This is a genomic window from Pseudovibrio sp. Ad46 (assembly GCF_001623065.1).
Taxonomy (GTDB): Bacteria; Pseudomonadota; Alphaproteobacteria; order Rhizobiales; family Stappiaceae; genus Pseudovibrio.
In genome coordinates this window covers 81,045-106,374 of record NZ_LMCG01000040.1, presented here as the reverse complement: position 1 = coordinate 106,374, position 25,330 = coordinate 81,045, and the positions used below count along the sequence as shown (strand labels likewise).

The window sequence follows — 25,330 nt, the reverse complement described above, 5'->3', positions numbered from 1 at the left end:
TGTGCTCTTTCGTGTGCCAAAAGCTGCTCTCTATTTACATGAGCTTGTTGTTATGCCTTTGCAAAACCGTGTTGCTCCCAATGGTGAGCTGTGTGCTGTCCCTGCCCGTGGCATGTTCATGGGCAATCGTGGTGGCCGTATTCATGATCCAGAAACGCAGAAGCTGACTGGCCGAACGCATGCCTCTCGCAGGTGGCTGTGTTGCTCTACGACCTATAAAGACTGGCACCGCGATGTCTGGGGCAAGTTTTATACGGAACTCTTCTTCTTTGACGAGGTGACTGCGCTAGCCGCAGGCCATCGGCCTTGTTTCTTTTGCCGCAAGGAGGATGCACGTCGCTTTGCTGAGCATTGGAAATGCTGCGAAGGATTAGAGGTGCCCCCAAGCTCTGACGAAATGGATCTGGTTTTGCATTCCCAACGGTGCGGGCACAAGAAATCGCCTGTTTCCCTTCCGCAGATCAATCCGCACGAGGACTGGCCAGAGGGTACTGTGGTTCATTGTGGCGACAGGTTTTATGCTCTGAGGAACCGTAAATGGTGGAGCTGGAGCTTTGAGGGATATACGGCGGCTGACCGAAAGTTGCCTGAGGACGTTACTCTTATTACGCCGCCGCAGATCATTGCGATCCTGAGAGATGGCTACAGCCCGAAATGGGGCATCTTTAATCTCTAATACTGACCTATAGACCTCTAAATCATTCGCTTTTCAAATGAATAGATGACGTTTATTCATTTGTTTCATCTCGCGATTTCATGCAGGAAGTTGCTTGGAACACTTTGAATTGGCAGGAATATTTCATGACAAGTGCTAGCGACGTTGATGCAGGCATTGCTATTTCTCAAAAGCCTCAAGCACTTAGTATGTTCGATCTCGCCCTTTATGGCACAACCGTATTTGCGTGGGGCTTCAGCTGGTACGCCTTGAAGTTGCAGGCGGTCATTACCCCTGAGATTGCACTTTTCTGGCGGTTTCTGTTTGCGACAATCTTAATGTGGGGCTGGGCCATTTTTGGCGGTCATAAGATGGCCTTTCCGCTGCGGGCTCATCTGAGCTTTGCGGGGCTTGGCCTGCTGCTGTTTTCAACCAACTTCCTTTTGTTTTATCACGGCTCACGAGAGCTGCCATCAGGTTTGCTTTCGGTGGTGTTTTCGCTTGCATCCGTGTTCAACATCGTACTTGGCTTCGTTCTGTTCAAACAGAAGGTAAGCCGTGCGCTTGTGGTTGGGGCTGTTCTTGGTTTCTCCGGCATCTGTCTGATGTTTTATCAAGAGATTGCAGGCAGTACCTGGAATATCGCGGCGTTGGGCGGGCTTGGTCTGTGTGCTCTGGGAACTTTGAGCTTCTGTTTTGGCAACATTGTCTCTGCACGTGCGACTGCCAAAAAGATCTCGGTTATCTCAGCTAGTGCATGGGGGATGGTGTACGGCACTGTTCTTCTTGGTGTGAACGGCCTGCTACAAGGTGCCAGCTTTGAGGTTCCGTTTACGCCGGAGTTTATCTGGAGCTTCCTTTATATGGTGGCCATCGGCTCCATCGTTGCCTTTGGTGCTTATCTGACACTGCTGGGGCGGATCGGCTCTGCGCGTGCAGGCTATGCGACAGTGATGTTTCCGATTGTGGCGCTTGGCGTTTCCACCGTGATGGAAGGTTACACCTGGACTGCAACATCCATTCTTGGCCTGATGTTTGCGCTGGGTGGGAACTGGATCGTGCTCAGCCGCTCTGCCAAAAAATAAGCCCGGGGTTTTGAACCACCGGACTTTAAAAAGCACTTTAGCAGAGAAGTCGCTTATTCAGCGGCTTCTGTTTCCATTCCGTTATACTCCATCGTGACGTTGCCAATGGACGCTACGATGTGATGGCAAAGCGCATCATGCACCGGCTCAATTGCCATTTGAGATCTGATGATGGTGATATCGCAAGGTGGCAGTGGCGGCAGGCCTTCTTTTTCTCCAAGAATACGCTGTCCCTGACGCAACGCACTGGCTGGCAGGATCGCGATGGCCAGTCCGGCATTCACAGCACCAGCAAGAGCTGCGGCACTGGCGCTGGTATAAACCACCTGATGCTGAACGTTCAGATGATCAAGCGCAGCAACGCCAGCTTGTCTCCATGAACAAGTTGTTGGACCAACCGCAAGGCGCAATGGGCGCTGGTCATGAACGATATGCTCACGAGAGCCAATCCATTGAAGAGGCTCACGGCGCACAATCTGTCCTGGTACACTGGTACAGTCACCGCTGGTGACAATTCCCACGTCCAGATCACCCTTTTGGATTCGTCGCCCAATTTCGTTAGAGCTGGAACATTCCACATCCAAATTGATGCAAGGGTTCAGCCGATTAAATGCCGCAAGTACTTGTGGCAACAGTCGTTCTGCGTAGTCATCTGGTAAACCTAACCGGATTCGTCCGGCGATCTCAGGTTCATGAAACGCAGAGAGCGTTTCATCATTTAAAGCAACCATGCGCCGCGCATATTCGACAAGACGTCTTCCGTGCTCTGTTATCCTAGAGTTACGTCCGTCTTTCACAAATATTGGTTGTCCGATACGTTCCTCAAGCTTCTTCATTTGCATGGAAACAGCGGACTGAGTTTTATGTACGGCATCGCCAGCCTTGGTAAAACTTCCCAATTCTGCGACGGCCAGAAATGTTCTCAATTGATCAACATCGATCGAATAAGGCATGGGCTCCCTCCCATTTAACGATGATCAATCAATCACGATCTTGAATGGATTTCAATCGAAAACATTCTCTTGTTTGTCTACAACTTTTCGGTGATATTTGACGCATCGAACGACACCGTTCCCTCTTTTTTTAACCCCCTATACCAGTTCCAATGGATGGCCAGAGCAGCCTATCCAAACGGGAGAGTGATACCATGACGCTTGCATTCCCTACCCCTTCTGAATATCGCAACCCAAATCGCGCTAATGCAGGCACCTTTGAACCACTGACGCTGGCTCACACGTTGCACCTGCTGACAGCTTTGCCTCTAAAGCTCTGGAAACACTATCAGGATCGTCGCGCAATGGTTGAGCTTGCACGCTTGGAAGACCGTATGCTGGACGACATCGGCATTACTCGTGATGACGTTTTCAGCGCGCTTTCTGCTGGCGATGGCAAAGACCCAAGCTGGCATCTACGTATTCGCGCCAGCGAACGCCGCTGCGCCGAAATGGAAAAGCGCCGCCAGCGCGCATAATTTTTGTGGGAGCCTCAATTGGCGGCTCTACCCCTAATTGAACCGCCAAAAATTCATCACCCACATATGAAAAGGGCCTGCATTGCGCAGGCCCTTTTTCTTTTCCGATAACTCGGACTTATTCTTTGCAAGCCACTCAGGCAGAGGCTGCTGTTTTCTCAAAGGACTTCGCCAGATAATCACTCAAAGCGTTTGCTGCTTTGAAATGGCTTTCCTTACCGCGAACCAGCTTGACCACGTAGTTTGGTAACTGCGGCAGGCCTTCCAGTTCCAGCAGCCCAGCGTCAGATGCAACAAGAGATGAGCGCGGCTGAATTGTGATCGCCATACCGCTTGCTGCTGTCATTTCAACAAGACCTGGATTGCTTGAACTGTATTGGATACGGAATGCGCGTTCATCATCCTCAAGCGCTTCAACAGCAGCTTTTCGAATGCGGCATTGTTCCAGACCAACAGCCAATGGCAATTCTCTTTCACTGGCAAGTTTGAAATTGCTGCCAGCTGCCCAAACGAGACGCTCGCTGGAAAGAACACTCCCCTCACCAGCTTCGGCTTCATCTGCGAGGCTGCCGATGATGGCAAGATCCAGTTTGCCTTCTCCCAAAGCCTTACGAAGATCTGCTGCCGGTGCGCAGACGATGGATGCTTCAGCTTTTGGATTGTTCTTAGAGAACTCGAAGATAATCTTTGCGGTTCTGGTTTCGTCAATGCCTTCCGCAAGACCAAGACGAACCTTACCGGTCACTTCGCGCTCCGAGAACATAGCTAATGTCTCGTCATTCAAACGCAGCATCTGACGGGCATGGCGCAACAGTAGCTCGCCATCCTCTGTCAGTTTCGAGTGCCGCCCTTCTCTCCGGAAGACCGTGCGCTCAAGCTTATCTTCCATGCGACGCATTTGCATGGAAATCGCTGATTGCGTTTTATCAAGTTCTTCTGCTGCTCTTGTGAAGCTCCCAGTATCCGCAATCATTACCAGAGTTCGCAGAGAATCTAAGTCTAATAGTGCTGTCATGTCCCCAATCCATAACAATTTGATATGAATATACAGCAAACTGGTGGAAAGAAAACCGAGAGTTGGAATATAATACTTTATTATCGCAGTCTTTTCCCTCTTTTAGGGAGCTTAAGTCGATTCATCACAATAATTAATATAATCAAAATTGTTCTTATTCTGGGTTAGACTCTCGAAAGAATCCAATAGTCAAAATAAAACCCGAAAGAGATCAATCGACTTGGAGTTACGATATAAAAAACACCTAGTAATTCTCTCTAAGATAGAGAGTTATGCTAGATTAATTCATGCCGGTTTGTATTAGCTTGGACGATCAGGCTAGTTCTGAACTCTCGGTCTGAACGGAAACGGAGGAAATTGCAGTAAACAACTTCCTCAATTAGTGATCTTCATCACAAAAAGTTATCCTCAGGTATATGTGAAATATTGTTACCTACGAGATCGAGTTGGCCAAAAAACGTCGCAATATTGCTGCCAAGCCTCGCCCTGAGCTTGTTGCATTGCTGCCAAACCTCCAGACAAGGATGGCACACCCGATTCCTTCGCAGTGGATTGATGCGCCTTACGGCCTGATCCGTTCCCCGGAGACGATGGCTTCTTGGCTCGTGTGTTTTGCGTTGTAGATTCTTTTGGTGACTCATTGTGCTCATCAGAAGCTGAGCTTGTACCCTGCAGAGCATTTGTCCAGAATTCAAGCATCGGATTTTCTAATGGCATCATCTGCGACCAGAAAGCTTCCCGCGCATCCAAGATTGGATTACGCGCAGCATCCGTGTCCTGATGTAACTCTGGACATCCTTTTGCAAAGCCTTGCAAGTAGGCCTCCATCATAGTGCGCTGAGGCCCTGCCAGATAATTCTTCATCATGTTGCCATAGGAAAGCATCAGTAAAATGGGCATTAGCTCCATCCAGCTTTCAACATTCATGGCATCTTTGCGACTGAGGTGGCGTTGCATGGCTGCACTGATATTTTTATCGCCACTGAACATGCTCATGACTTGAGAGAGCATAGCCTGCTGTGGCAATCCGGTCATCCCTTGCCATTTAGACGGATCAGCCCAATTCATGTATGGAAACTCAGGAACATCTGTAGATTTTGCACCCGACTTTCCAGAGGGCGTTTCCTCTTTCTGCATGAAGGGCATAAAACCGTGGCTAGTCTCACAGTAGTCCTTATAGGCTTTTGCATAGTTTTGGCTGAGCATTTCCATAAGGGAAAACATATTGTTATTGGGATGTCGTAACATGAGGTTTTCCCCTCGTAAGCTTCTCACGGCTATTTAATCACTCATCAGACGTAACGTCAGTTCCCTAATTTTGGATGTAGTATTCTGCAAATATTATGTCTAAGAGACGAAATTTGATTGAATTGGGTTCAATAGTGATGCCCGCTCTAAACAATCCGGTAGACATCAACGGCCTCCTCACGGCCACGCAACTGATAATCTCCCAAATGTTTCGTATGAGATTTATCCCTGAGATGGTCCACCGTCGCGTTGCTGGCAAGGGCAATCACTCGGGCATCAGGATCCACCGTTTTGCCAAGCTCCTGTAGACGTGCAGCCACATTCACTGCATCTCCAACGACAGTATAGTTCATCCGTTCAATGGCACCGATGTTGCCGACAACGACTGTTCCTGTGTGAACTCCTATACGCAAGCGTGGCTTTTCAGTCGCGCCCTCCTCGTTTTTGAGCTCTGTCTCCAGCCTTTGCGCAATGAGATGTACCGCATCGATAGCTGCTTGCGCGTGGTTTTCCATGGTTTCCGGAGCTCCCCAAAACGCCATACAACCATCACCAATGTATTTGTCGATAGTTCCATGAGTGTGGCTTATGCAATCGGCAAGCTCCTGGAAGTGTGTGTTGAGTAAGGACGTGGTCTCTTCTGCTGTCAGCTTAGAGGCAACACCAGTGAACCCAGCGATATCAGAGAACAAGATTGTCATCTCACGAAGCTCCGTGCTGTTGAGACCTTCAAATTCTCGCTCCAGCAGCACTCTGACAAGGTCCTTAGGCACATATCTGGAGAATGCGCTCAGAGCCACGCCTGCTGAGTTGAAGGCCTGGTTGGCTTGATCTACCTCTTTAAGTCGCGACCTAGGCAGCGCACTCAACCCTTCCATATTGAGTTTACGGATAGCATTTGCTTGGGTTCCGAGAGCCACAAACGGTCCTGCAAGTCTTCGGCCAATCAAAAACATAAGAAGCACACCGACAGCCAGAAAAGCCGTGGCAGCAACAAAGATTTTGTGCAGATTCTCGAAGGGAACACTGAACTCAGAGGCTAATACATAGCTACCGATGATGATGGGGAAGCGATTTCCGTTTCTCAAATCGTCATAAAGATACAGATAGGTGCCATGGGTAGTTGTGTCGATGTGGGCTTTATAATTGGTGTTGAGAGACCTGCGATTGGCATTTTCGGACCAGATATTGCTCAGAGGTGTGTCCTGCAGATCTGAGATTAATGGGATCGGCTTTGCCTTACTCGGCTTGAAGCTCAGAAACGCTTGCTCAGAGCTCGCCAGAACCTGATCTCGTCCATAAAGGATAAACGGAATCTGAGAAGCCCGCCATTTGATGCGAGCCATCAGTTGACCGAGTAGAGATATTGGATAATCCAACGTGAGTTTAGAGATTGTATTGTCGACTGGATTTCTAATGTAGACGGCAAACTGCATAAACGTTTCACCTATGCCCTCATCATAATACGGAGGAGCCCAGCGATGATTGCCGACTTCCATATCCTGTTCATTAGGAGGCATGACCACCATCTGCTGAACCGGCTGGCTCGCGTGATCTAACTGAACCGAGATCCGTCGTCCAGTCGGGAAAGTGTAGGAAATCCGCTTAATATTGGTCTGGCGTGATAGGATGGAAATCAACTGCTCACGTAAAGCTACAGGCGCGTTGTAGATTAGTGGATCTGACAGGACTTCGGCCGCCAACAGCCCCATCCGTTCTTCATTGCGGAAGAAATCTTCAACAACCTCCAGACCACGTTCGACAATGAGAGCCCCGGTTTCGCGCATAATGACGGTTGTCTGACGGTTTGTGGCATCAGATACATAAAGCAGCATGGAACCGCCAATTAAGGCCAGCAGCATCGCCGCACCAATGCTGAAGACAGTGGAGATGGACAGGCGCCATCTTTTGCTGTCTTTCTTTTTTGAGCTCTCTTTTTGGGGCTGCTTTTCAGCGTCAGCAGTCTTGTTGTTCAGGTCCATTCAGGCCTCCATTCGGAGGTACCTTAGAACCAATCTCCCAATTTTGCCTGAACAACGGCCAAAGCCGCGACGGCAGCTGTGTCTGCTCTCAAAATCCGTGGGCCAAGCGGGATAGCATGTACAAATGGTTTGCTATGCAAAAGCGCACGCTCTTCCTCAGAGAAACCGCCTTCCGGGCCGATTAATACGGCCAGAGGTCCTTTAGGAACATCTTTCAGTGCCTCCAACGGATTGTGCGTCCCATGGCCTTCGTCACAGAAGATAATCTGACGATCGCCTTCTTCTTGCCCCCACATAGAAAGAAGTTTCTTAAGTTGTTGTGGCTCCATTACGGAGGGGATTGAAAGCACGCCGCACTGTTCGCAGGCTTCAAGCGCATTGGATTCCATGCGCTCCAGCTTCACCTTTGGGTTTTGGGTGAACTGGGTGAGCACCGGGCGTAAGCGCCCAGCTCCCATCTCCACGGCCTTTTGAACCATGTAATCCAGACGCGCCAGTTTCAGCGGTGCAAACAGATAGTCCAAGTCTGGCATCGGTGTCTGCTCACGCAGCTGCTCAGTCACAATCAGCTGACAGGACTTACGCCCCGTCGGCAGTATCTGGGCCCGCCACTCTCCATGCTTGCCGTTGAAGACGAGCACGTCGCCTCCCTCCTTCATGCGAAGGACATTCAGAAGGTAGTTGGCCTGTGCGCGGTCTGCCTCCAATTGAAGGCCTGCACGGAGATTTTGATCGACAAATAAACGTTGCATGCGAAACTCATAGCGGGACATGGGGGCACCATATGCCAAGCACACGGCAGATACCACTTTGCGCTTAAAGATTTGCTGGTGAGAACTCAATGTCTCAACAGGTGGAAGCGCTTCTCACGGTTCCCCTTTGCAATTGTCGCGGGCTACACTAAGAGAGAATGGTTTACTTTTTGCCGCATATGAAAGAAGTCTGACATTGTCTGAACGCTCCAACATTGCTGAATATACCGTCTCCGAGATTTCCGGTGATATCAAACGCGAGCTTGAGGACAAGTTTGGTTATATCCGTGTGCGGGGCGAGTTGGGTCGTGTGAGCAAACCAGCTTCAGGGCATATCTATCTGGATGTAAAAGACGACAAGTCCGTGCTTTCCGGCATTATCTGGCGTGGCAATGCTTCACGGCTCAAGGTGCAGCCAGAGCAAGGTCTTGAAGTCATTGCAACGGGTAAAATCACCACTTTTCCCGGGCAATCCAAGTACCAGATGGTGATTGATAGCCTTGAGCCAGCTGGCGCTGGAGCGTTGATGGCTCTATTGGAAGAGCGCAAGCGCAAACTGGCTGCAGAAGGTTTATTTGCAGAAGAGCGCAAGGTTGCCTTACCACGTATGCCACGTGTGATTGGCGTTGTTACGTCCCCAACTGGCGCGGTTATTCGCGATATCCTGCACCGCATCAGTGACCGCTTTCCTTTGCATGTTTTGGTTTGGCCAGTTCGCGTTCAGGGTGAGAGCTGCAGCTCAGAAGTTGCTGCTGGTATTCGCGGTTTTAACGCACTTGAGGCCAACGGAGCGATCCCACGCCCTGATGTTCTGATCGTTGCGCGTGGTGGTGGCTCAATTGAAGACCTCTGGGGCTTTAATGATGAAGCTGTGGTTCGTGCGGCGGCAGACTCTCAAATCCCACTGATTTCGGCTGTTGGCCACGAGACAGACTGGACATTGATTGATCTGGCCGCTGATGTGCGGGCGCCAACTCCAACTGGTGCTGCTGAGTTTGCAGTTCCGGTAAAGGCTGAGATGACCGCTCAGGTGGATGATCTGTCCCGCCGCCTTTCAACGGGTTTGTTGCGCCTGGTCCAAACGCGCCGAACCGAACTGCGGGCAGCAAGTGCTGCACTGCCTGCTCCACGAGATCTTCTTGCTCTTCCACGCCAGCGGTTTGATATGGTGGCAGGCCGTCTTGAGCAGGGACTGAAGACGAACACGCAGATCCACCGGAATTCTCTGACAGCAGTTTCCTCTGGCTTGCGTCCCATCACACTTGAACGGCAGGTTGCGCAAGGGCGCGAGCGGCTCCAAGTTTTGAAAGATCGTGCCATTGCAGCTTTTTCCAACCAGGTGCAACGGCAACGCCTGCGCCTTTCCAACTCTGCCGGGCTTTTGGCCTCACTAAGCTATGAGCGGGTGATTGAGCGTGGTTACGCTGTGGTGCGTGATGAGAACGGTGTACCACTGGCCAGCGCTCAGACTGTGCAGGCCGGTCAGGCTCTGAAATTAGAGATGAAGGGCGGTACTGTTGGAGCTGTGGCTGATGGAGGTGGTGTAACACCAACACCTCCACGAGCAGTAAAGCCGGTGTCAGAACCTGTCGCGGAGGCTACCGCGGAGCCAACTTCTCCTCCAAAGAACTTAGAGGAACACGTGGCTCAGACGAAAGCAAAGCAGGCTAAGCCTTCTCCGAGAAAGAAGAAAAGTATGGTTGATCCAGACGCACAAGGCAGCTTGTTTTAGAAGTGATTACGGAGGAATACTCTCTATTTCCTCATTATTGCGTGATTAAGAGATCAGGACTATATTGAGGAAGAGAAAGGGAGCTACTGCCCCCTTTCACGATGGCTTATTTTAGAATTGCACGGAACCAGAGTACCAGTCTGTTCCGTGCTTTTTCTATTTTGGACTTAAGTTCAAGCTTCATCCATCTACCACCTCCTTCACCAGGCATTGCTACGATCGGAGTGCTTAATCTCTCCGATTGCGTGGACTGGCCCATGCTGCTGCTTTGCAAAGGAGATGGGTTTCTGGAGGTTATCGAGCCTCGGAAGAAATCACTATCCGAGAGACTAAGGGGTATGTGTGGCCCAAGCGAGATAAAAGCAGATCAGGCGGAGACATTCGATAATTCAACAGGCTCCTTAAGTAAGGCAAGATGGAAGCTTCCGTTTTGCTTGAAGCCGATAGCCTCATAAGCTTTTGCTGCCGCTGGATTATCAGTGAACAGAACCGATCTCCGTACGCCTTGTTGCTTCACAAGATCCAGTGTGAGTGCAACGGCGACTCTGGCATATCCATTGTTGCGATGTTCTGGTGGTGTCCAGACAGGGCCGACTTGCACGATTTCTGCGAGGGTTGCATTAAACCCGCTCAGCGCAACAGGTTGCTCGCTATCCAGCAAGACCCATGCATTGCCGCTTTTTTGCATTTCCATTACGCGGTTTGTGATGTGTTTGTCATGCTCTTTGCTGGCTTCACCGTCAAAGGCTTCCAGCTCATACGCTTTTAGCCAATCGAACAGTAATGACGTATCAGCTTCTGACATTGGGATCAGACTGAACTGATCGCTAGTTGCTTTCTCAGAGAGTTGCAGGTCCTCCAAGGCCAGTTGATAGAGGCCTTCACTGCGGTTGGTATTGTAGGCATTTGCGGGAAAGTTCAGTTTGTTCAACACAAAACTGGCTTGCTCACCATCACCAACCATTCCGGCGACCGGGCGATTAACAACTTCACGGAAGTGCGTGGTGAGAGTTTCCAGAGCGTTCAAGTCGGGTGCCTGAGACATCAAGTTACCGTTCCAGAACTGTGCCAAAACACCCTTTAACTCGTCGACTTCATCGTAAGCGCCCCAATACTCTCCCGAATAGAGCTCGCCCGTATATTCAAGGCCAGTTTGTTCGATGTTGTTGAGCAGGAACATTGAGCTGTAGACGTGTTTCATCAAGAACGACCAGACTATCTCTTGATGTTGATTGGATAATTTTTTGATTTTCATGGCAATGCTCTTTGTTGGAAACCACAGAGTATGGCGCAATAAAAAACCCCGGTCCACCGACCGGGGTTTCCCAATATCTCAATTGATCATCCATTTTACATCAAGGATGGCAAGAAGGTGATGATTGCCGGGAAGGCCACCAAGACAGCTACGGTCACCACATCTGCTACAAAGAACGGTGTTGCACCGCGAAAGACTTCCTGAACCGGGATGTCTGGACGCACACCAGAGACCACGAAGCAGTTCAAGCCAATGGGCGGTGTAATCAGACAAAGCTCTGCCATTTTCACCACGATGATACCGAACCAGATCGCACAGGCTGCCCCGGACATACCGAGTGTGCTTTCTGCCGCGCTGACATCGAGACCACCATTCAGTGCCATGATCGCCGGGAAGACTACTGGAAGAGTGAGAACCAGCATACCGATTGCATCCATGAACATTCCAAGCACAGCATACCCAAGCAGAATGCAAACAATGATCATCATTGGTGGATAATCGAGTGCAACAATGAACTCACGGAATGCATCCGGAAGGCCTGCAAAGCCGAGGAAACGGACATAGACGAGTACGCCCCAGATGAGCGTGAAGATCATCACTGTCAGCTTCGCCGTTTCGTGAAGAGCCAGGAAAAGCTGCTTGGTACGCATACCTTTGTAGAATGCTGCCAGTAGCACTACGAATGCGCCACACGCACCAGCTTCTGTTGGTGTTGCAAAGCCGAAATAGAGGCTGGAGAAGATAATCAGGATCACGCCGATGATCGGGAATGTACCGGGTACGGATTCAAAGCGCTGTTTCCAACTATAGCCTCCAATTGCGGGTGCTCCGCCTTGCCATGAGGCGATGACGTAAATGATGGCTGCGTAAATTAAGACAGAAACAACACCCGGTAAGAAACCTGCCATGAGGAGCTTACCGACGCTCTCTTCCACCAAAATGGCGTAGATCACGAGGATCGCACTGGGCGGAATAAGCGAGGCCAGTGTTCCACCAGCAGCAACGACCGCGGCGGAAAGGCGTTTGGAGTAGCCTGCTTCCAGCATTTCTGGGATCGCCACACGGGCGAACACGGCAGAGGTTGCCGTTGATGCGCCGGACACCGCTGCAAAGCCTGCTGTGGCGAAGACAGTTCCGATTGCCAAACCACCCGGAAGCCAGCCCAGCCAGCGTTTCGAGGCTTCAAACAGTTGTTTTGTCAGGCCAGCGTAATAGGCCAAGAAACCAATCAGGATGAAGGTTGGCAGAACAGAAAGCGCATAGGTCACGGATTTGGAATGTGGGATCGTGCCAGCCATTTTTGCAGCTGTCATAACACCGCGCTCAAACCCGAGGCGCATGGAGAAGATTGCGACCATGCCCATTATGCCGACAAACGCTGCCGCGAAAGCAACACGAACCCCAATGATGACGAGGAGCAAGAGCATCCCGGTCATGATGAGACCGATATCAAACGGGGTCATGATGCACCTCCATGGGCAGCTGTTCTCATTTCAGCCCCCTCTTCTCCGTTTTCGGCGGAATGGAATGTCTCCTCAATCTCAGCTTTTGCATGCTGAGCAGCATCCATTACGTGCGGCAAATCCAGAACTGAGGCTGATGGATTGATGATCAGACGGGTGTAGCCAAACAGCTGAAGAACGAGGCGAAGCCACAACAAGGACAATGCAAGCGGCACAACAAACTTAGACGGCCAAGTTGGGATGGAAATATCCATCGTGCTGTCCCCGAAAGTCCATGCACGGTCAAAGTGCAGGAAGGAGCCATAAATCAACACGGATACGACAAGAAGGATCGCCAGCACGCCAAGGAACTCTGCAATCCACTGAGTACGGCCTTTGAAGACGCCGATCACCAACTCCATGCGGATGTGGCCGCCAACACGCTGACAATAAGCGATACCCATGAACGCGAACACGGCCATGGCTTGCTCTGTAATATCAATAAAACCGGGTACGGGCTGGTTGAACAAGTTGCGTCCGGCGACCTGAACGACAGCTAACAACATCAAGACGAGAATGGATGTCGCAGCAATGAGGTTGAACAGGTTTTCGATTTTCCCCAGCACACCATTAAAGCGGAGATAGGCCATATCCGACTTGGGATATGCGGGGCCGTTTGATTTGGACATGTTATCAGCCCGATTTTAAGAGAAATGTTGTGCCCTGCTCTGAGCGAGTACTTTTGAGCAGGCTCTTAAACAAAACTCCGATGAGCAGCCATCGGAGTAAAAAGGCGCACCAAACGGGGTGCGCCTTTTGATAGGTAATTACTTACCTGCAATTGCGTTCTGTACAAGTGTGAGCAGTTCTGCTGCTGGGAGACCCTTTGCAGACATATCTTCAACCCACTTGTCCCAGATTGGCTTACCGGCAACAGCCTTGAACCCTTCAAGCTCTTCTTCGGTAAAGGAGATTTGCTTTACACCATTTGCTTCCAGAGCTGGATAGAACTTGTCGTATACCTTTGCGTAGGTATCCAGATAGTGCTGAACTGCAGGGCCTACACTTTCATCCAGCGCCTTCTGGAACTCAGGGGCCAGCATGTCGTAAGCGTCTGTGCTGACGACAACCGGACAACTCACAGTGCCTGGGTTCAGGTTGTTGGTCCACCAGCTGCCAGCTTCAACCGTTTTGAATGACAGATGAGCGTGAGGCGCGAAAGCAACGGCCTGCACGGTCCCAGAATCAATCGCCTGATACGCTTCAGAAGCTGTCACAGTTGTTGGAACAGCGCCGATGGTCTTCATCGCATTACCAACGCCGCCAAGAGCACGCACACGCATGCCTTCAAAGTCAGCTAGCTTTGCAGGTGCATCGCCTTTACCCAACAAGTTATACTGAGGCATTGGTGATGGCATCAGCAGCTTTGCATTCCAACGGCCCAGATCTTTTTGAACTGCAGGGTGATTGTAGAGCGCAAAATCCACCTTAACCTGAGTTTCCAGATCGGGCACGCCGAGGAATGGCAGATCGGTCGTGGTCAGAGTCGGGTTTTTATCTGCATGGTAAGATGCACAGAACTGTGCCATCTCGAACGCACCGATGGAGATGCCATCAAGGTTTTCGCGAGATTTGGACAGTGCTCCACCGTAATGCAGCTTGATTTCAAATTTGCCGTTGGTACGTGCAGCCACTTCTTCAGACAGCTTTTCAACGTGCTCAGTAAATGCACGGCGTTTGCCCCACAACGAGACATTCCAGGTCACATCTGCAGCCAAAGCTTCGCCCACAAACGCAGAGCCCATTGTTGCTGCGAGTGCAGCGGTCGCAACCTTAAGATTTTTCATTTATAAACTCCCGAAAATAAAATGGCCGTCCTTGCAATAGGCGCAAATTCAGCCCCTCCCTGAATTCCGTCAGATATAGAAATATCACAATTTTCTCAGTAATAAACCTTAGTAATTCGAAGATTTAATGACTATTCACATGCCCCTAGGTTCATTCGTTCAAAATATCTTTGCAGGGTGCAAGTGTATAAAAACTCTGCTTTTATTCAGCCAATCAGTTCTTCTTTGCCTAAAGTATAAAGACTTTAAGTATACCTATTTGGGGCGAAACTGGGCTACCTTACTCTCCCTTACTTATAATAATAGTGAAACTGCATTATTTTTCAAAACCTTATCCCAATGATTAAGGTTGACAAGGATCAAAGCAGCTATTGCAATGCTGACCTAATATTTCAGGTGAGGGACAACCTCCCGTACCGCTAAGAAATAGAGGGCAAGGAGACAAGGCTTATGGCAATCAAGGACATTCTCACCATTACAGACCTGAATGGCGATCAAACAGCATCTAAGGTTGCTGTTGAATTTGCCCGTCAGGCAGGCGCACATGCAACGGGGCTTGCGCTGGCATTTGAGCCAATCGTACCAGGTTTCCTGGCTGCACCAATGCCAACCGATTATTTGCAGGTTGCTAAAAATCAGGCCATCGATGCTGCAAAGACTTCTACCGAGAAGTTCAAAGGCTATGCAGAACTCGCTGGCATCTCTACTGAAACCCGTGTGGAAGAGATCGTCACTGGCGGCAGCCTTGAATCCATCATGGGTCATTGCCGCTTGAGCGACATGGTTGTGATTGGTCAGGACAATCCTGAAGCACCAGAGCCAATGCGCGAAATGCTGATCGAAGGTCTGCTGTTTGAATCTGGAGTGCCAACACTGATCGTTCCATTCATCTCCAAAGGTGACTTCCAGACGAAGAAAGTTGTTTTGGCATGGGATGGCAGCGCAACAGCAGCACGTGCAGTGCACGCAGCGCTTCCAATTCTGGAAATGGCAGAGCATGTTACAATCGTGATCGTGAATAAAGGTCTGCCTCTCGAAGGTGAGCCAGGTTCCGACATTGCAACGTACCTTGCCCGCCACGATCTGGAGATCAATGTTGATGTGATCAACAACCCACCAATCGCTGTTGGTGATGCGCTTCTCAACTATGTCTCAGAAAATGGAACAGATCTGCTTGTTATGGGTGGTTACGGTCACAGCCGCATGCGTGAGTACCTCATTGGTGGAGCGACCCGTGACATTCTGCATTCCATGACTATTCCAGTTCTGATGGCTCACTAACTTAGTCGGGAGATGCCCCATTTTATCTCCCGATCCTTGCCCATTTTAAGAGGGAGAGAGGTGTCGCTTTGCTGTCGCACCTCTCTTCTATTTTGAAGATCAAGCGCCCATCAATTCCATCGTGAAGGGCATTGGTTTAAATTGAATACCTCTGTAACAGCGCCTAAAACTCAACAGAGTTTGACGGGAAATGCACTATGACGATCTGCAATCTAGAAGGTTTGACCTCTCCACGTTCCATTGCCATTGTTGGCCCGAACAGCAAGCAGGAGGTGGTCCTGCAGCGTCTCATAGACAGCCTTGTCGGTTGCGGTTTTTCTGGTCCCAGGGCGTTTGTTGGTTTGCCCAACACTTCGGCGGACGGATTTAGGAGCGTCGCTTCTATTCCAGAAGTGGAGGGCAAAGCAGATCTTGCCATTTTGCTGGGGGACCACACCACAGCAGCAGATGACATCAAGCTTCTTGGAGAGCAAGGCACGCGCGCAGTGGTTATTCCCGCGAGTGGTTTTGACAGCTGGCGCGATGAGCACCTTGATGCTCTTTTGAAAGCAGCACATCCGTACAATATTCGAATTCTCGGCCCGGGTAGTCTGGGGATCGCTTCCCCGCATTCCAAGCTCTCGACACTCCTGACGAGTGAGCAAGCTTTGAAGGGGGAACTGGCACTAATTTCCCGTTCCGGCACCATCTTCAACACTACATTGTCTTGGGCCAAAGCCAACTCCATCGGGTTCTCTGGTGTTGTTTCTCTTGGTCGCCGTTTGGATGTGGATGTCTCCGACTTGCTGGACTGGTACGCGCAGGATTATCGGACCAAAGCGATCCTTGTTCACCTTGAGACCATTGCAAACCCGCGCAAGTTCATGTCAGCAGCCCGTGCCGCAGCCCGGTCCAAACCAGTGATCGTTATCCGCAGTGGTGCTAGTCGTGACCAGCATATTTCCGGTACGGCTCATTCCAGCCGCCTGGCAACCCGCGACTCTGTTTATGATGCTGCATTGCAACGTGCTGGTGTGCTTCGTGTTTACGACCTTGATGAGATGTTTGAGGCTGCGGAAACCGTCACTCGCGTTGCACCATCGGCAGGGCGTCGCCTTTCTATCATCGCGAATGGTCGTAGTCTGGCAACGCTGGCTGCTGACCGTCTTGCGAAGGTTGGCGGCAAGCTGGCGCCAATCAGTGATGAGACCAAAGAGAAGCTCTGCTCTTTGGTCCGGACTGACGCGCGGGCGGACAATCCGATGGTCTTGCCTGAAGCCGCTAGCCCTGAGGAGTTCAAAGAGGGTATCAGTGCTCTCTTGAAAGATCCGAATTCCGACGGTGTATTGGCCATTGCTGCGCCAACCGCTTTTGAAGACTTTTCTGAGGTCGCTAAAGCATTTGCTGAGGCCGGTAAGGAAGACCGCAAACGGCTTGGCAAACATCAAGCCTTTGTGACCACACTGGCTGGCGGGGCCAATATTCCGCGAAAGGTTCTGGATGAAGCGCGTGTGCCTTGCTATCCAAGCCCGTCTGGTGCAATCCGCTCCTTTATGCATCTGGTTCGATACAAGGAAGCGAAGGATCATCTTTCCGCTGTGCCGGACAGCCTGCCCAGCGATTACAAGCCCAATCTGCGACTGGCGAAAGAAACAATCCGAGTTGCGCTGGAGAACGGCCAGAAGTGGCTTACACCTTTGCAAACGCGAGAACTCTTGCGGGCTTATTCAGTCAATCAAGTCGAATTGCATCTGGTCAAAACCGTTGAGGAAGCTGCCAAGGTTGCTGAGGTTTTGTTCGACAAACACGATCAACTTGTTCTTAAAGTCAGCAGCCCTGATTTAACCTTCAAGTCTGATGTTGGCGGCGTGCATCTTGGCGTTGACAGTGTTGCAGGTGTGAAAGCAACTTTTGAGAAAATCCTTGGCAATGTGAAGCACTCCTATCCGCATGCTGACATTACCGGTGTTGAAATCCAACCAATGGTGACACGCAGGTTTGGATTAGAAACCTATGCTGGCCTTGCAGATGATCCGGTGTTTGGTCCTGTGGTCGTGTTTGGCAAAGGCGGTACATCCGTTGAGGTGGTTGGTGACCGGGCGATTGATCTGGTGCCGATTGATCTTAACCTCGCCAAGGCGATGATCTCCCGCACCAGCACAGCCAAGCTGTTGAAGGGGTTCCGTAATCGACCATCTGCCAATGTTGCAGAGGTCGAGCATCTACTGGTGAAACTCTCTCAGATTGCCGTTGATTTCCCGGAAGTGCGGGAGCTGGATCTGAATCCGGTAGTGGTCGATGAAAATGGCATCGTGGTGCTTGATGCGCGTGTCGCGATCAGTGCTCCGGAGAAACGTCCGGGACGACAAGGCGCGTCTCGCCTGTCTATCGTGCCCTACCCTGTTGAATGGGAGCACACACACAAGCTGAAGGACGGTAAGACGATCCTGATCCGGCCAATCCGGCCTGAAGACCAAGGCAAACTGAAGAACTTTTTTGAGAAGGTGTCGGTTGAAGACTTGCGCCTGCGTTTCTTTGCTCCAGTCAAAGAATTCTCGCACACGTTTCTAGCTCGTCTCGTGCAGTTGGACTATGCGCGGGCTATGGCATTTTCGGCTATTGATCCTGAAACGGGCGATATTTTGGGAGTGGTCCGGCTTCATGCAAACCCAGACCATACTGAGGGCGAGTATGCGGTGATGGTTCAGTCCAACCTCAAAGGCATGGGCCTTGGTTGGGTTTTGATGAAGTTGATTATTCGTTATGCGAAGGTCGACGGCATCCAGACCGTCAAAGGCGAGGTTTTACGCGAGAACACCACCATGCTGGATATGTGCCGCAGTCTCGGCTTCCGCGTAAAGCGCTCTCCTGATGACGATGCGCTTGCGGATGTTGTTCTGGACGTCACTACGCTTGATCGGGAGACGATGAGTTAGATCACCGTCTCCGATATTTTTCAGGTTAACTGGTCGCCATAGAGGCTTCGCGGATCTGCGACAGCGAACGGATTGGCGTAATCGCCTCTGGGTCCAGATGCAGATGCAACAGAGCTGGCTTGCCGCTTGCTTTTGCGGCTTCAAAGGCGGGGCCGAATTCATCAGCCGTTTTCACTGTGCTTGAGTGGAAGCCATAGGCTTTTGCAATATCAGCGAAGTTTGGATTGTGCAGTGTGGTGGCGCTGATACGACCCGGATACTCACGCTCCTGATGCATGCGGATCGTGCCGTAGATGCCGTTGTCGATAACAACCACAATAATGTTTGCGCCATCTTGCGCTGCAGTTCCCAGCTCCTGAATGGTCATCTGCAGGCATCCGTCCCCTGCAAAGCAAATCACATCGCGCTCAGGGAACTTGAGCTTGGCCGCGACAGCTGCTGGCAAGCCGTAGCCCATGGAGCCGGAGGTTGGAGCCAGCTGTGTGTTGTATTTACGGAAGCGATGGAAGCGATGCACCCATGTTGCGTAATTGCCTGCGCCATTGGTGAAGATGGTGGTGTCATCGAGGTTGTTCTCAATCCACTCCATCACCTCAGCCATTTGCAGGTCACCCGTCACCGTTGGGCGAGCACCTGACCATGCCAGATAATCCGCATGCGCTTCTTCAACCTGTGCTTTCCAGCCAGTTTGCTGCTTCACGTCTAATTCTGTCAGAACTTCGCAGAAGCCTGCAGGGCTGGCGTTGATGCTCAGCGTTGGTAGGTACATACGACCAAGTTCTTCTGCACCCGGATGGATGTGAACGACCTTTTGTGCTGGGACTGGGATATTCAGCATGGAATAGGACTGGCTTGGCATCTCTGAGAGAATATCGCCGAGCAGGACAATAAGGTCCGAGTTCTCAATACGTGCTTTGAGTTTCGGGTTGATGCCAATGCCAACATCACCAGCGTAGCAGGCATGGCTGTTGTCAAACAGCATTTGGCGACGGAACGACACGCCAACTGGCAAACCGCTCTTTTCAGCAAACGCCTTAAAGGTGTCGCAGGTCTCTTCTGACCAGCGGGAACCACCCAGAATGAAGAATGGGCGTTCAGCACCTTCCAGCAGCTCTTGGAACTCTTCCATCTGATGATTGGACGGATAAGTTTCAACTGGGCGCATAGCCGGAACACGTTGTGCTTCTGCCAGCTCGATCAGCATGTCTTCTGGCAGGGCCAAAACGACAGGACCGGGACGGCCTGATGTTGCGACATGGTAAGCGCGAGAGACCATTTCCGGGATGCGGTCAGCCTGATCAATCTCAGCCACCCACTTGGCGATGCTGCCAAACATCTGACGGTAGTTGACTTCCTGAAAGGCATCACGCTCGCGCATATCGCGGGCAATCTGGCCAACAAACAGGATCATCGGTGTGGAATCCTGCTGCGCAATGTGCACGCCGGCAGATGCGTTGGTTGCGCCTGGACCGCGTGTCACCATGCAGATGCCCGGCTTGCCGGTCATTTTACCCCAAGCTTCTGCCATCATGGCCGCGCCGCCTTCCTGACGGCACAGGGTGATTGGAACGGAAGCATCATAAAGTGCGTCCAGAACAGCAAGATAGCTCTCACCCGGCACACAGAAGACACGCTCGGCGCCCTGATCTTCCAGCGCATCCACGATTAACTGACCACCGGTCCGCATTGTCTGGCTCATCCCTCACTCCAGTCCTAATTCGATTGAGGCGAAGATACGCGGATTATGCTCTCGTGAAAATCTGCAGTATTTCTCTTTATTATTCCCAGATGGAATGAACTGGGCAAATCACAATGCAAATGATGAAGCCTGCATGACAGATTGAGTATTTTATTGAGTTACTCTTTTTTTTCACTGCAAGACAAAGTCTCTCGCCCTAGAATAAGTCCTAAGCCCGATTGATAGATTGGCAATTGCAGCCTGAAGGTGCACAACATCTCCAGGTATTTTGCTTTTGCGTAGTTTCGATGGATGGACCCATGACCGCCGCCAGTTTTGACGTGGATACTCTGACCCAAAGCGACATCATCAGCTTTTTCACCTCTCCGGAGGCGCACCGGGGGCAAGAGGTCAAGCGCATCGACACACATGCCAATATTGCCTTTCTGGTTGGAAATGATGCCTACAAGATGAAGCGGGATGTGAAGTTTCCGTTCCTTGACTATTCCACGCTAGAGAAGCGGAAAACGGCCTGTGAAGCCGAGATCAAGCTCAACAGTCAGTATGCCCCACAGATTTACCGCAGCACCTTGCCCATCACGTTAGAGAGGGATGGCTCTTTAGAGCTGGCTGGTCATGGCGCTGTCGTTGAATGGGTGGTCCACATGAACCGCTTTAACGAGCACCTCGGGCTGGACAGGGTTGCTGAGGAAAAGGGTATCAGCAGAGAGCTGGCGGTAGACTTAGCGAAACTGATGGTAGATGCCCATAGCCGGACAACACGGCGGGAAGCTCAGCCGTGGATTGATGACCTGCTCAATTACACCGACCAAAACCTTGAGGCATTTCGAGAGTTCCCGCAGTTCTTTCCTAGTGACCAGGTGTTGGCACTGGACGAAGCTGCCCGCAAAGAGCACCAACATATCGAGGGCATGATCCGGGACCGCGGCGAGTTGGGGCTCGTGCGTCTAAATCATGGCGATGCTCACCTTGCCAATATAGTGATGCATGACGGGAAGCCGCTTCTGTTTGATGCGGTTGAGTTTGATGATGCGATCGCGACGGGAGATGTTCTTTATGATCTCGCCTTTTTACTATTAGATCTATGTGAGCGAAAAGAGCCTGAAGCAGCTAATGTGGTGCTCAATACCTATCTCCAGTTGGCGCGACAGCCAAAGCATCTGGAAGACCTCCGCGTATTAAGGTTCTATCTGATGATGCGAGCTGCGATCCGCGCCAAGATCGGGGCAGCGGCGTCATTGCACCAAGAAGGTGAAACACGGCGGAAGACCGAGTATCAGGCGCAAGAGTATTTTAAGGTTTGCCGGAGAGCACTTGAACCAACTCCGCCCGTGCTTTGTGTGATTGGTGGCCTTTCCGGCACTGGTAAAACCACGCTCGCTCAAAGACTGGCTCCTTTACTGGGACGTATGCCGGGAGCGGTGCATCTGCGCACAGATGTTTTGCGTAAGGAGATGCTGGATCTCGGTGAGGTCGAAACCGCCAGCAAGGAAACATATACACCAGAGTTTTCAGCCAAGGTCTACTCTGAGTTGCTGGATCGGGCTGAAGTGGTGCTGGCAGCCGGGCACTCCGTCATTATCGATGGGGTTTATAGCAAGTCGGCAGAAAGAGACTCGGTTGAGCAACTTGCCGTAAAGACAGGTGCAGAATTTCAGGGGATCTGGCTGGAAGCTGACGTTGAGACGCTTATCAACCGTGTTGATGCGCGACACGGCGACGCATCAGATGCAGACTCTGAGGTGGTGCGGATGCAGCAAAGTTACGACCTGGGCGAGATTCACTGGGTTAGGCTGGATAGCGCTAAATCCAAAGAAGCTGTTTTAGAACAAGCACGTAGAGTGACAGGGCTGTCTCAGTTACAGTAGTATTCCATTTTTTATAATAATTCCAAAGTGATAGCAGTACTCTATAACGCAGCAATGTTCCTTTCTTGTTTGATTCCCGTCATTGCAAGTCATTCGCAGTTGCAGTTTTATGTCTTCAAGAAATAAGATTTTTGGAGACGTTGATGTCTTTGCTAGCCAGAGAAACATTCGAGCAAGCACCCCATAAAGAAGTCTTCGCACCTTATCGCGAAACATTCGTTCCACCTGTACAGGCTATGCCGCTGACAGAAGCACGTACAGGTGTTGAGCTGAAGGTTGTTCGCCTTGGACGCAACCGGGCAGATGCCCTGAAGTTGCGTTCTCTTGGTTTGACCAGTGATCGTCCGCTTTCCATTTTTGAAGGCAGCGGTTCACGGGCACGTATCCTTTCCATCGGCTCTCAGCGCGTGGCTGTTGGTGTTGACTTGGCTGACACTATTCTGGTGGAAGAGGTTAGCCAATGAGCTGCCACGACACTGGCTCTTGTCGCTGTGAAGACAAACCCCAAGTCCATTTGCTTGGAACTGCCAACTCCGGAAAATCCAGCCTGTTTAACAAGCTGACTGGCCGCAGTCAGGTTATCGGCAACTGGCCGGGTGTTACTGTTGACCGCAAGACTGGCATTTGTGAAACGCAGACCACCGCGCTGGCGCTGCTGGACTTACCCGGCGTTGCAACGCTTTCCTCTCCTGAAGATGACCGTATTGACGAACGCATTACCCGCCAGGCACTTTTATCTGATCGCCCATCCGCACTGGCCGTTGTGCTTGATCCGATTGCGCTGGAACGTTCACTTGCCATTTTACTACAAGCACTCGCGTTTGATGTGCCGATTGTAGCGGTGATGACCAAAGCAGATTTGTGGCCTGCCGGTGTTTTGCAATCAGCTGCTGATCGCCTCTCAGCTGCGCTTGCTATGCCGGTGATCGCAACTTCCGTACACGACGAGCATTCTCTGGCTGGTTTGCGTGATGAGTTGTCAACTGCCGTTCGCTCACCAGACGTCCCCTCCCGTTTGCTGACAGATCCGTTTGATCTGATTGAGCCTGTCAAAGAGCTCGCAGATGGGATCGCCAGACTAGCTCCGGCCTTGTCAGATCAATCCATGCCATTAGCGCATCGATTGATGGAAGGAGACAAGCTGGCGCGTGAGATGGTGCCTGCTGCTGTGCTGGAGAAGGCTCAAGCTGTTTCCCAAAGATGTGAGCTTCGCCTGCAAGACCCAACTGAGTTGGTGATGGCGACGAGTTACTTCAATCGGGCTTATTCTCTCGCGCAACTGATGGAACTACCTGAGCCACAGGATGTACGCAGCTTCTCAGATAAGATTGACCGCTTTGTGCTTTCCAAGTGGGCTGGCCCGTTTGTGTTCCTTGGCGCGATGTATGCGATGTTCTTCATCGCGATTAATGTTTCCTCCTACTTCATTGATCTGTTTGATGGATTGGGAGATGCCTTGTTTATTCAGGCACCCCTAAGCCTGCTTTATGCGGTTGGGCTTGAAGGTGGTGCACTGGAAATGCTGATCACAGCGCTTGGCGGAGGTTTACAAACTGTCGGTACGTTCGCCCCTATCGTCGGCTTGCTTTTCCTCTGTCAGATTTTCCTTGAGCAGAGCGGGTATATGGCCCGTGCAGCAGTGGTTGCAGATGGCCTGATGCGCCGGATCGGACTGCCCGGTCGCGCCTTCCTGCCGCTCATTCTGGGCTTTGGTTGTACTGTGCCCGCTGTTGTGGCGACCCGTACGCTGGAGACGGAACGCGAGCGGGTGGTGACATCCATGATGGCGCCGTTCATGTCCTGCGGCGCACGCCTGCCAGTGTATGCTTTGTTTGCAGCGGCGTTTTTCCCGGTCAACGGCCAGAACATTGTGTTTGCGCTTTATCTGCTTGGCGTTGGCGTGGCTATCTTTACAGGCTGGGCGCTGTCCAACTCCTTCTACAGAGGGCAATCCACCAGCCTTGCTATTGAGCTGCCGACCTATCAGATGCCGCAGTTTGCACAGGTGATGAAGCTGGTCTGGACGCGTCTGAAGATCTTCCTGTTTGGGGCTGGTAAGATTATTGTCACGGTGGTGGCTGTTCTGACTATTTTGAACTCCGTTGATTTTGAAGGAAACGTTGGCAACGAGGCCAATGGCAACTCTGTTTTGGCTGTTGTTTCCAAACAAGTGACACCAATCTTCGCTCCTATGGGCCTGAGTGAAGATGACTGGCCTGCGACTGTTGGTCTGGTCACAGGCATTTTTGCGAAGGAAGCTGTGGTTGGCACTTTGCAGACGCTTTATGTGACCACTGATGAGGAAGGCGGTGCCCCTGCCCCGCTGGAGACTGCACAAGAGGCCATCAATATCTTCACGACCAGCATTGTGGATCTGACCTCGCAGATGCTTGATCCACTTGGCATCGATATTGGTGATACCTCCAGCTATAACGTGGCTGCTGAAGAGCAAGAGGTTGAGGTGGGCCTGTTCACCGCCCTTGCCGCGCACTTTGACGGAAAAGTAGGCGCATTTGCCTACATGATTGCAGTCCTACTTTACATTCCATGCACTGCGGCTTTGGCCACGATCTGGCGAGAGGTTGGGCGCAACTGGGCTCTGTTTGCGGCAGGCTGGACCACTTTACTGGCCTACTCCGGCGCTTCTCTGGCTTATCAGATTGGCACCTTCGCTCGCCACCCAACATCTTCTGCACTCTGGATCATTGGACTGCTGGCTGCAATTGCCTGCGTGTTGGTCTTCATGCGCCAGAAAGCAGAGAGCACCATTGCGCATCAGGCAGCACTGGAGGCCGCAGAATAAAATGTTGCAGCAGATCGAAGGTGTTTTGGCAAAGCGTGGCGGCGCCACTGTTGGCGAGATCGCTCAGGATATGAACATTCCGAGTGACTTTGCCATGGCCATGGTCTCCCAACTCAAAGCATTAGGCCGCATTGAGGAAGTGGGGTGCTCCTCAAGCTCCGCCTCCAGCAGCTGTGCAAGCTCCTGTGGGGGATGCAGCTTTGCACCAACGGTTCAGTATCAGCTCAAACGATAAGCTCTGCTTAAGCAAATAAGCACAAACAGGAGAGTAAGGCCGGGT

General features: G+C 51.3%; 20 protein-coding genes. 10 read left to right on the top strand and 10 right to left on the bottom strand.

Annotated elements, in window-relative coordinates; genetic code table 11:
• The first annotated feature begins 52 nt into the window (after nucleotides 1-52).
• Both PsAD46_RS07470 and PsAD46_RS07465 read left to right on the top strand, forming a co-directional pair.
• Nucleotides 53-676, top strand: a complete 624-nt coding sequence (locus PsAD46_RS07470) for a hypothetical protein (protein WP_063295431.1) — start codon at nucleotides 53-55, stop codon at nucleotides 674-676.
• A gap of 125 nt (nucleotides 677-801) precedes the next feature.
• The gene (locus PsAD46_RS07465; protein WP_063306521.1) at nucleotides 802-1,740 is read left to right on the top strand and encodes a DMT family transporter; all 939 of its coding nucleotides are present in this window, start codon (nucleotides 802-804) and stop codon (nucleotides 1,738-1,740) included.
• A 53-nt stretch (nucleotides 1,741-1,793) separates the two neighbouring features.
• Here the strand turns inward: PsAD46_RS07465 and PsAD46_RS07460 are convergent, their stop codons facing one another.
• On the bottom strand, nucleotides 1,794-2,693 hold the full coding sequence (locus PsAD46_RS07460) for a LysR substrate-binding domain-containing protein (protein ID WP_057463767.1): 900 nt from the start codon (nucleotides 2,691-2,693) through the stop codon (nucleotides 1,794-1,796).
• A 194-nt stretch (nucleotides 2,694-2,887) separates the two neighbouring features.
• On the opposite strand from PsAD46_RS07460, the gene PsAD46_RS07455 reads away from it, so the two are divergent.
• Nucleotides 2,888-3,211 carry a DUF1127 domain-containing protein gene (locus PsAD46_RS07455; protein ID WP_057463768.1) on the top strand — a complete coding sequence of 108 codons (324 nt, stop codon included), beginning with the start codon at nucleotides 2,888-2,890 and terminating at the stop codon, nucleotides 3,209-3,211.
• A gap of 136 nt (nucleotides 3,212-3,347) precedes the next feature.
• On the opposite strand, the gene PsAD46_RS07450 is transcribed toward PsAD46_RS07455, so the two are convergent.
• The 4 genes from PsAD46_RS07450 to PsAD46_RS07435 all read right to left on the bottom strand — a co-directional run bounded on the left by PsAD46_RS07450 (nucleotide 3,348) and on the right by PsAD46_RS07435 (nucleotide 8,208).
• Nucleotides 3,348-4,226 carry a LysR family transcriptional regulator gene (locus PsAD46_RS07450; protein ID WP_063287123.1) on the bottom strand — a complete coding sequence of 293 codons (879 nt, stop codon included), beginning with the start codon at nucleotides 4,224-4,226 and terminating at the stop codon, nucleotides 3,348-3,350.
• Nucleotides 4,227-4,655: 429 nt separating this feature from the next.
• Complete coding sequence (locus tag PsAD46_RS07445) at nucleotides 4,656-5,474, bottom strand: hypothetical protein (protein ID WP_208981721.1); 819 nt, start codon at nucleotides 5,472-5,474, stop codon at nucleotides 4,656-4,658.
• Between the two features lie 146 nt (nucleotides 5,475-5,620).
• Nucleotides 5,621-7,456: an adenylate/guanylate cyclase domain-containing protein gene (locus PsAD46_RS07440; protein WP_063293677.1), complete on the bottom strand. Its 1,836-nt coding sequence runs from the start codon at nucleotides 7,454-7,456 to the stop codon at nucleotides 5,621-5,623.
• A gap of 23 nt (nucleotides 7,457-7,479) precedes the next feature.
• A complete protein-coding gene (locus PsAD46_RS07435; RefSeq protein ID WP_084404373.1) occupies nucleotides 7,480-8,208 on the bottom strand; it encodes a 16S rRNA (uracil(1498)-N(3))-methyltransferase in 729 nt (242 codons plus the stop codon).
• A gap of 196 nt (nucleotides 8,209-8,404) precedes the next feature.
• On the opposite strand from PsAD46_RS07435, the gene xseA reads away from it, so the two are divergent.
• On the top strand, nucleotides 8,405-9,940 hold the full coding sequence (gene xseA / locus PsAD46_RS07430) for an exodeoxyribonuclease VII large subunit (protein WP_063293676.1): 1,536 nt from the start codon (nucleotides 8,405-8,407) through the stop codon (nucleotides 9,938-9,940).
• A 367-nt stretch (nucleotides 9,941-10,307) separates the two neighbouring features.
• On the opposite strand, the gene PsAD46_RS07425 is transcribed toward xseA, so the two are convergent.
• The 4 genes from PsAD46_RS07425 to PsAD46_RS07410 all read right to left on the bottom strand — a co-directional run bounded on the left by PsAD46_RS07425 (nucleotide 10,308) and on the right by PsAD46_RS07410 (nucleotide 14,484).
• Nucleotides 10,308-11,195: a GNAT family N-acetyltransferase gene (locus tag PsAD46_RS07425; RefSeq protein ID WP_063293836.1), complete on the bottom strand. Its 888-nt coding sequence runs from the start codon at nucleotides 11,193-11,195 to the stop codon at nucleotides 10,308-10,310.
• Between the two features lie 95 nt (nucleotides 11,196-11,290).
• Nucleotides 11,291-12,658 carry a TRAP transporter large permease gene (locus PsAD46_RS07420; RefSeq protein ID WP_063293675.1) on the bottom strand — a complete coding sequence of 456 codons (1,368 nt, stop codon included), beginning with the start codon at nucleotides 12,656-12,658 and terminating at the stop codon, nucleotides 11,291-11,293.
• A complete protein-coding gene (locus tag PsAD46_RS07415) occupies nucleotides 12,655-13,326 on the bottom strand; it encodes a TRAP transporter small permease (protein ID WP_063306519.1) in 672 nt (223 codons plus the stop codon). The genes PsAD46_RS07420 and PsAD46_RS07415 overlap by 4 nt, the downstream gene beginning before the upstream one ends.
• A 138-nt stretch (nucleotides 13,327-13,464) precedes the next feature.
• Entirely contained in the window at nucleotides 13,465-14,484 is a 1,020-nt protein-coding gene (locus PsAD46_RS07410) for a C4-dicarboxylate TRAP transporter substrate-binding protein (protein WP_063293673.1), read from the bottom strand.
• A gap of 450 nt (nucleotides 14,485-14,934) precedes the next feature.
• Between PsAD46_RS07410 and PsAD46_RS07405 the strand changes: the two genes are divergently transcribed.
• Together PsAD46_RS07405 and PsAD46_RS07400 are read left to right on the top strand one after the other, a co-directional pair.
• A complete protein-coding gene (locus tag PsAD46_RS07405; protein WP_063293672.1) occupies nucleotides 14,935-15,765 on the top strand; it encodes a universal stress protein in 831 nt (276 codons plus the stop codon).
• A gap of 197 nt (nucleotides 15,766-15,962) precedes the next feature.
• Complete coding sequence (locus tag PsAD46_RS07400; RefSeq protein WP_063306518.1) at nucleotides 15,963-18,680, top strand: bifunctional acetate--CoA ligase family protein/GNAT family N-acetyltransferase; 2,718 nt, start codon at nucleotides 15,963-15,965, stop codon at nucleotides 18,678-18,680.
• Nucleotides 18,681-18,705: 25 nt separating this feature from the next.
• Here the strand turns inward: PsAD46_RS07400 and PsAD46_RS07395 are convergent, their stop codons facing one another.
• Nucleotides 18,706-20,379: a thiamine pyrophosphate-binding protein gene (locus PsAD46_RS07395; protein ID WP_063306517.1), complete on the bottom strand. Its 1,674-nt coding sequence runs from the start codon at nucleotides 20,377-20,379 to the stop codon at nucleotides 18,706-18,708.
• Nucleotides 20,380-20,678: 299 nt separating this feature from the next.
• Between PsAD46_RS07395 and PsAD46_RS07390 the strand changes: the two genes are divergently transcribed.
• From PsAD46_RS07390 to PsAD46_RS07375, 4 genes are all read left to right on the top strand, one after another.
• Complete coding sequence (locus PsAD46_RS07390) at nucleotides 20,679-22,247, top strand: bifunctional aminoglycoside phosphotransferase/ATP-binding protein (protein WP_208981720.1); 1,569 nt, start codon at nucleotides 20,679-20,681, stop codon at nucleotides 22,245-22,247.
• A gap of 143 nt (nucleotides 22,248-22,390) precedes the next feature.
• Nucleotides 22,391-22,711 (top strand): FeoA family protein, encoded by a 321-nt coding sequence (locus PsAD46_RS07385; RefSeq protein ID WP_063287113.1) that lies wholly within the window; start codon nucleotides 22,391-22,393, stop codon nucleotides 22,709-22,711.
• A complete protein-coding gene (feoB, locus tag PsAD46_RS07380) occupies nucleotides 22,708-25,050 on the top strand; it encodes a ferrous iron transport protein B (protein ID WP_063306516.1) in 2,343 nt (780 codons plus the stop codon). The genes PsAD46_RS07385 and feoB overlap by 4 nt, the downstream gene beginning before the upstream one ends.
• Before the next feature lies 1 nt (nucleotide 25,051).
• Nucleotides 25,052-25,285 (top strand): FeoC-like transcriptional regulator, encoded by a 234-nt coding sequence (locus tag PsAD46_RS07375; RefSeq protein WP_063306515.1) that lies wholly within the window; start codon nucleotides 25,052-25,054, stop codon nucleotides 25,283-25,285.
• Nucleotides 25,286-25,330 lie beyond the last annotated feature (45 nt).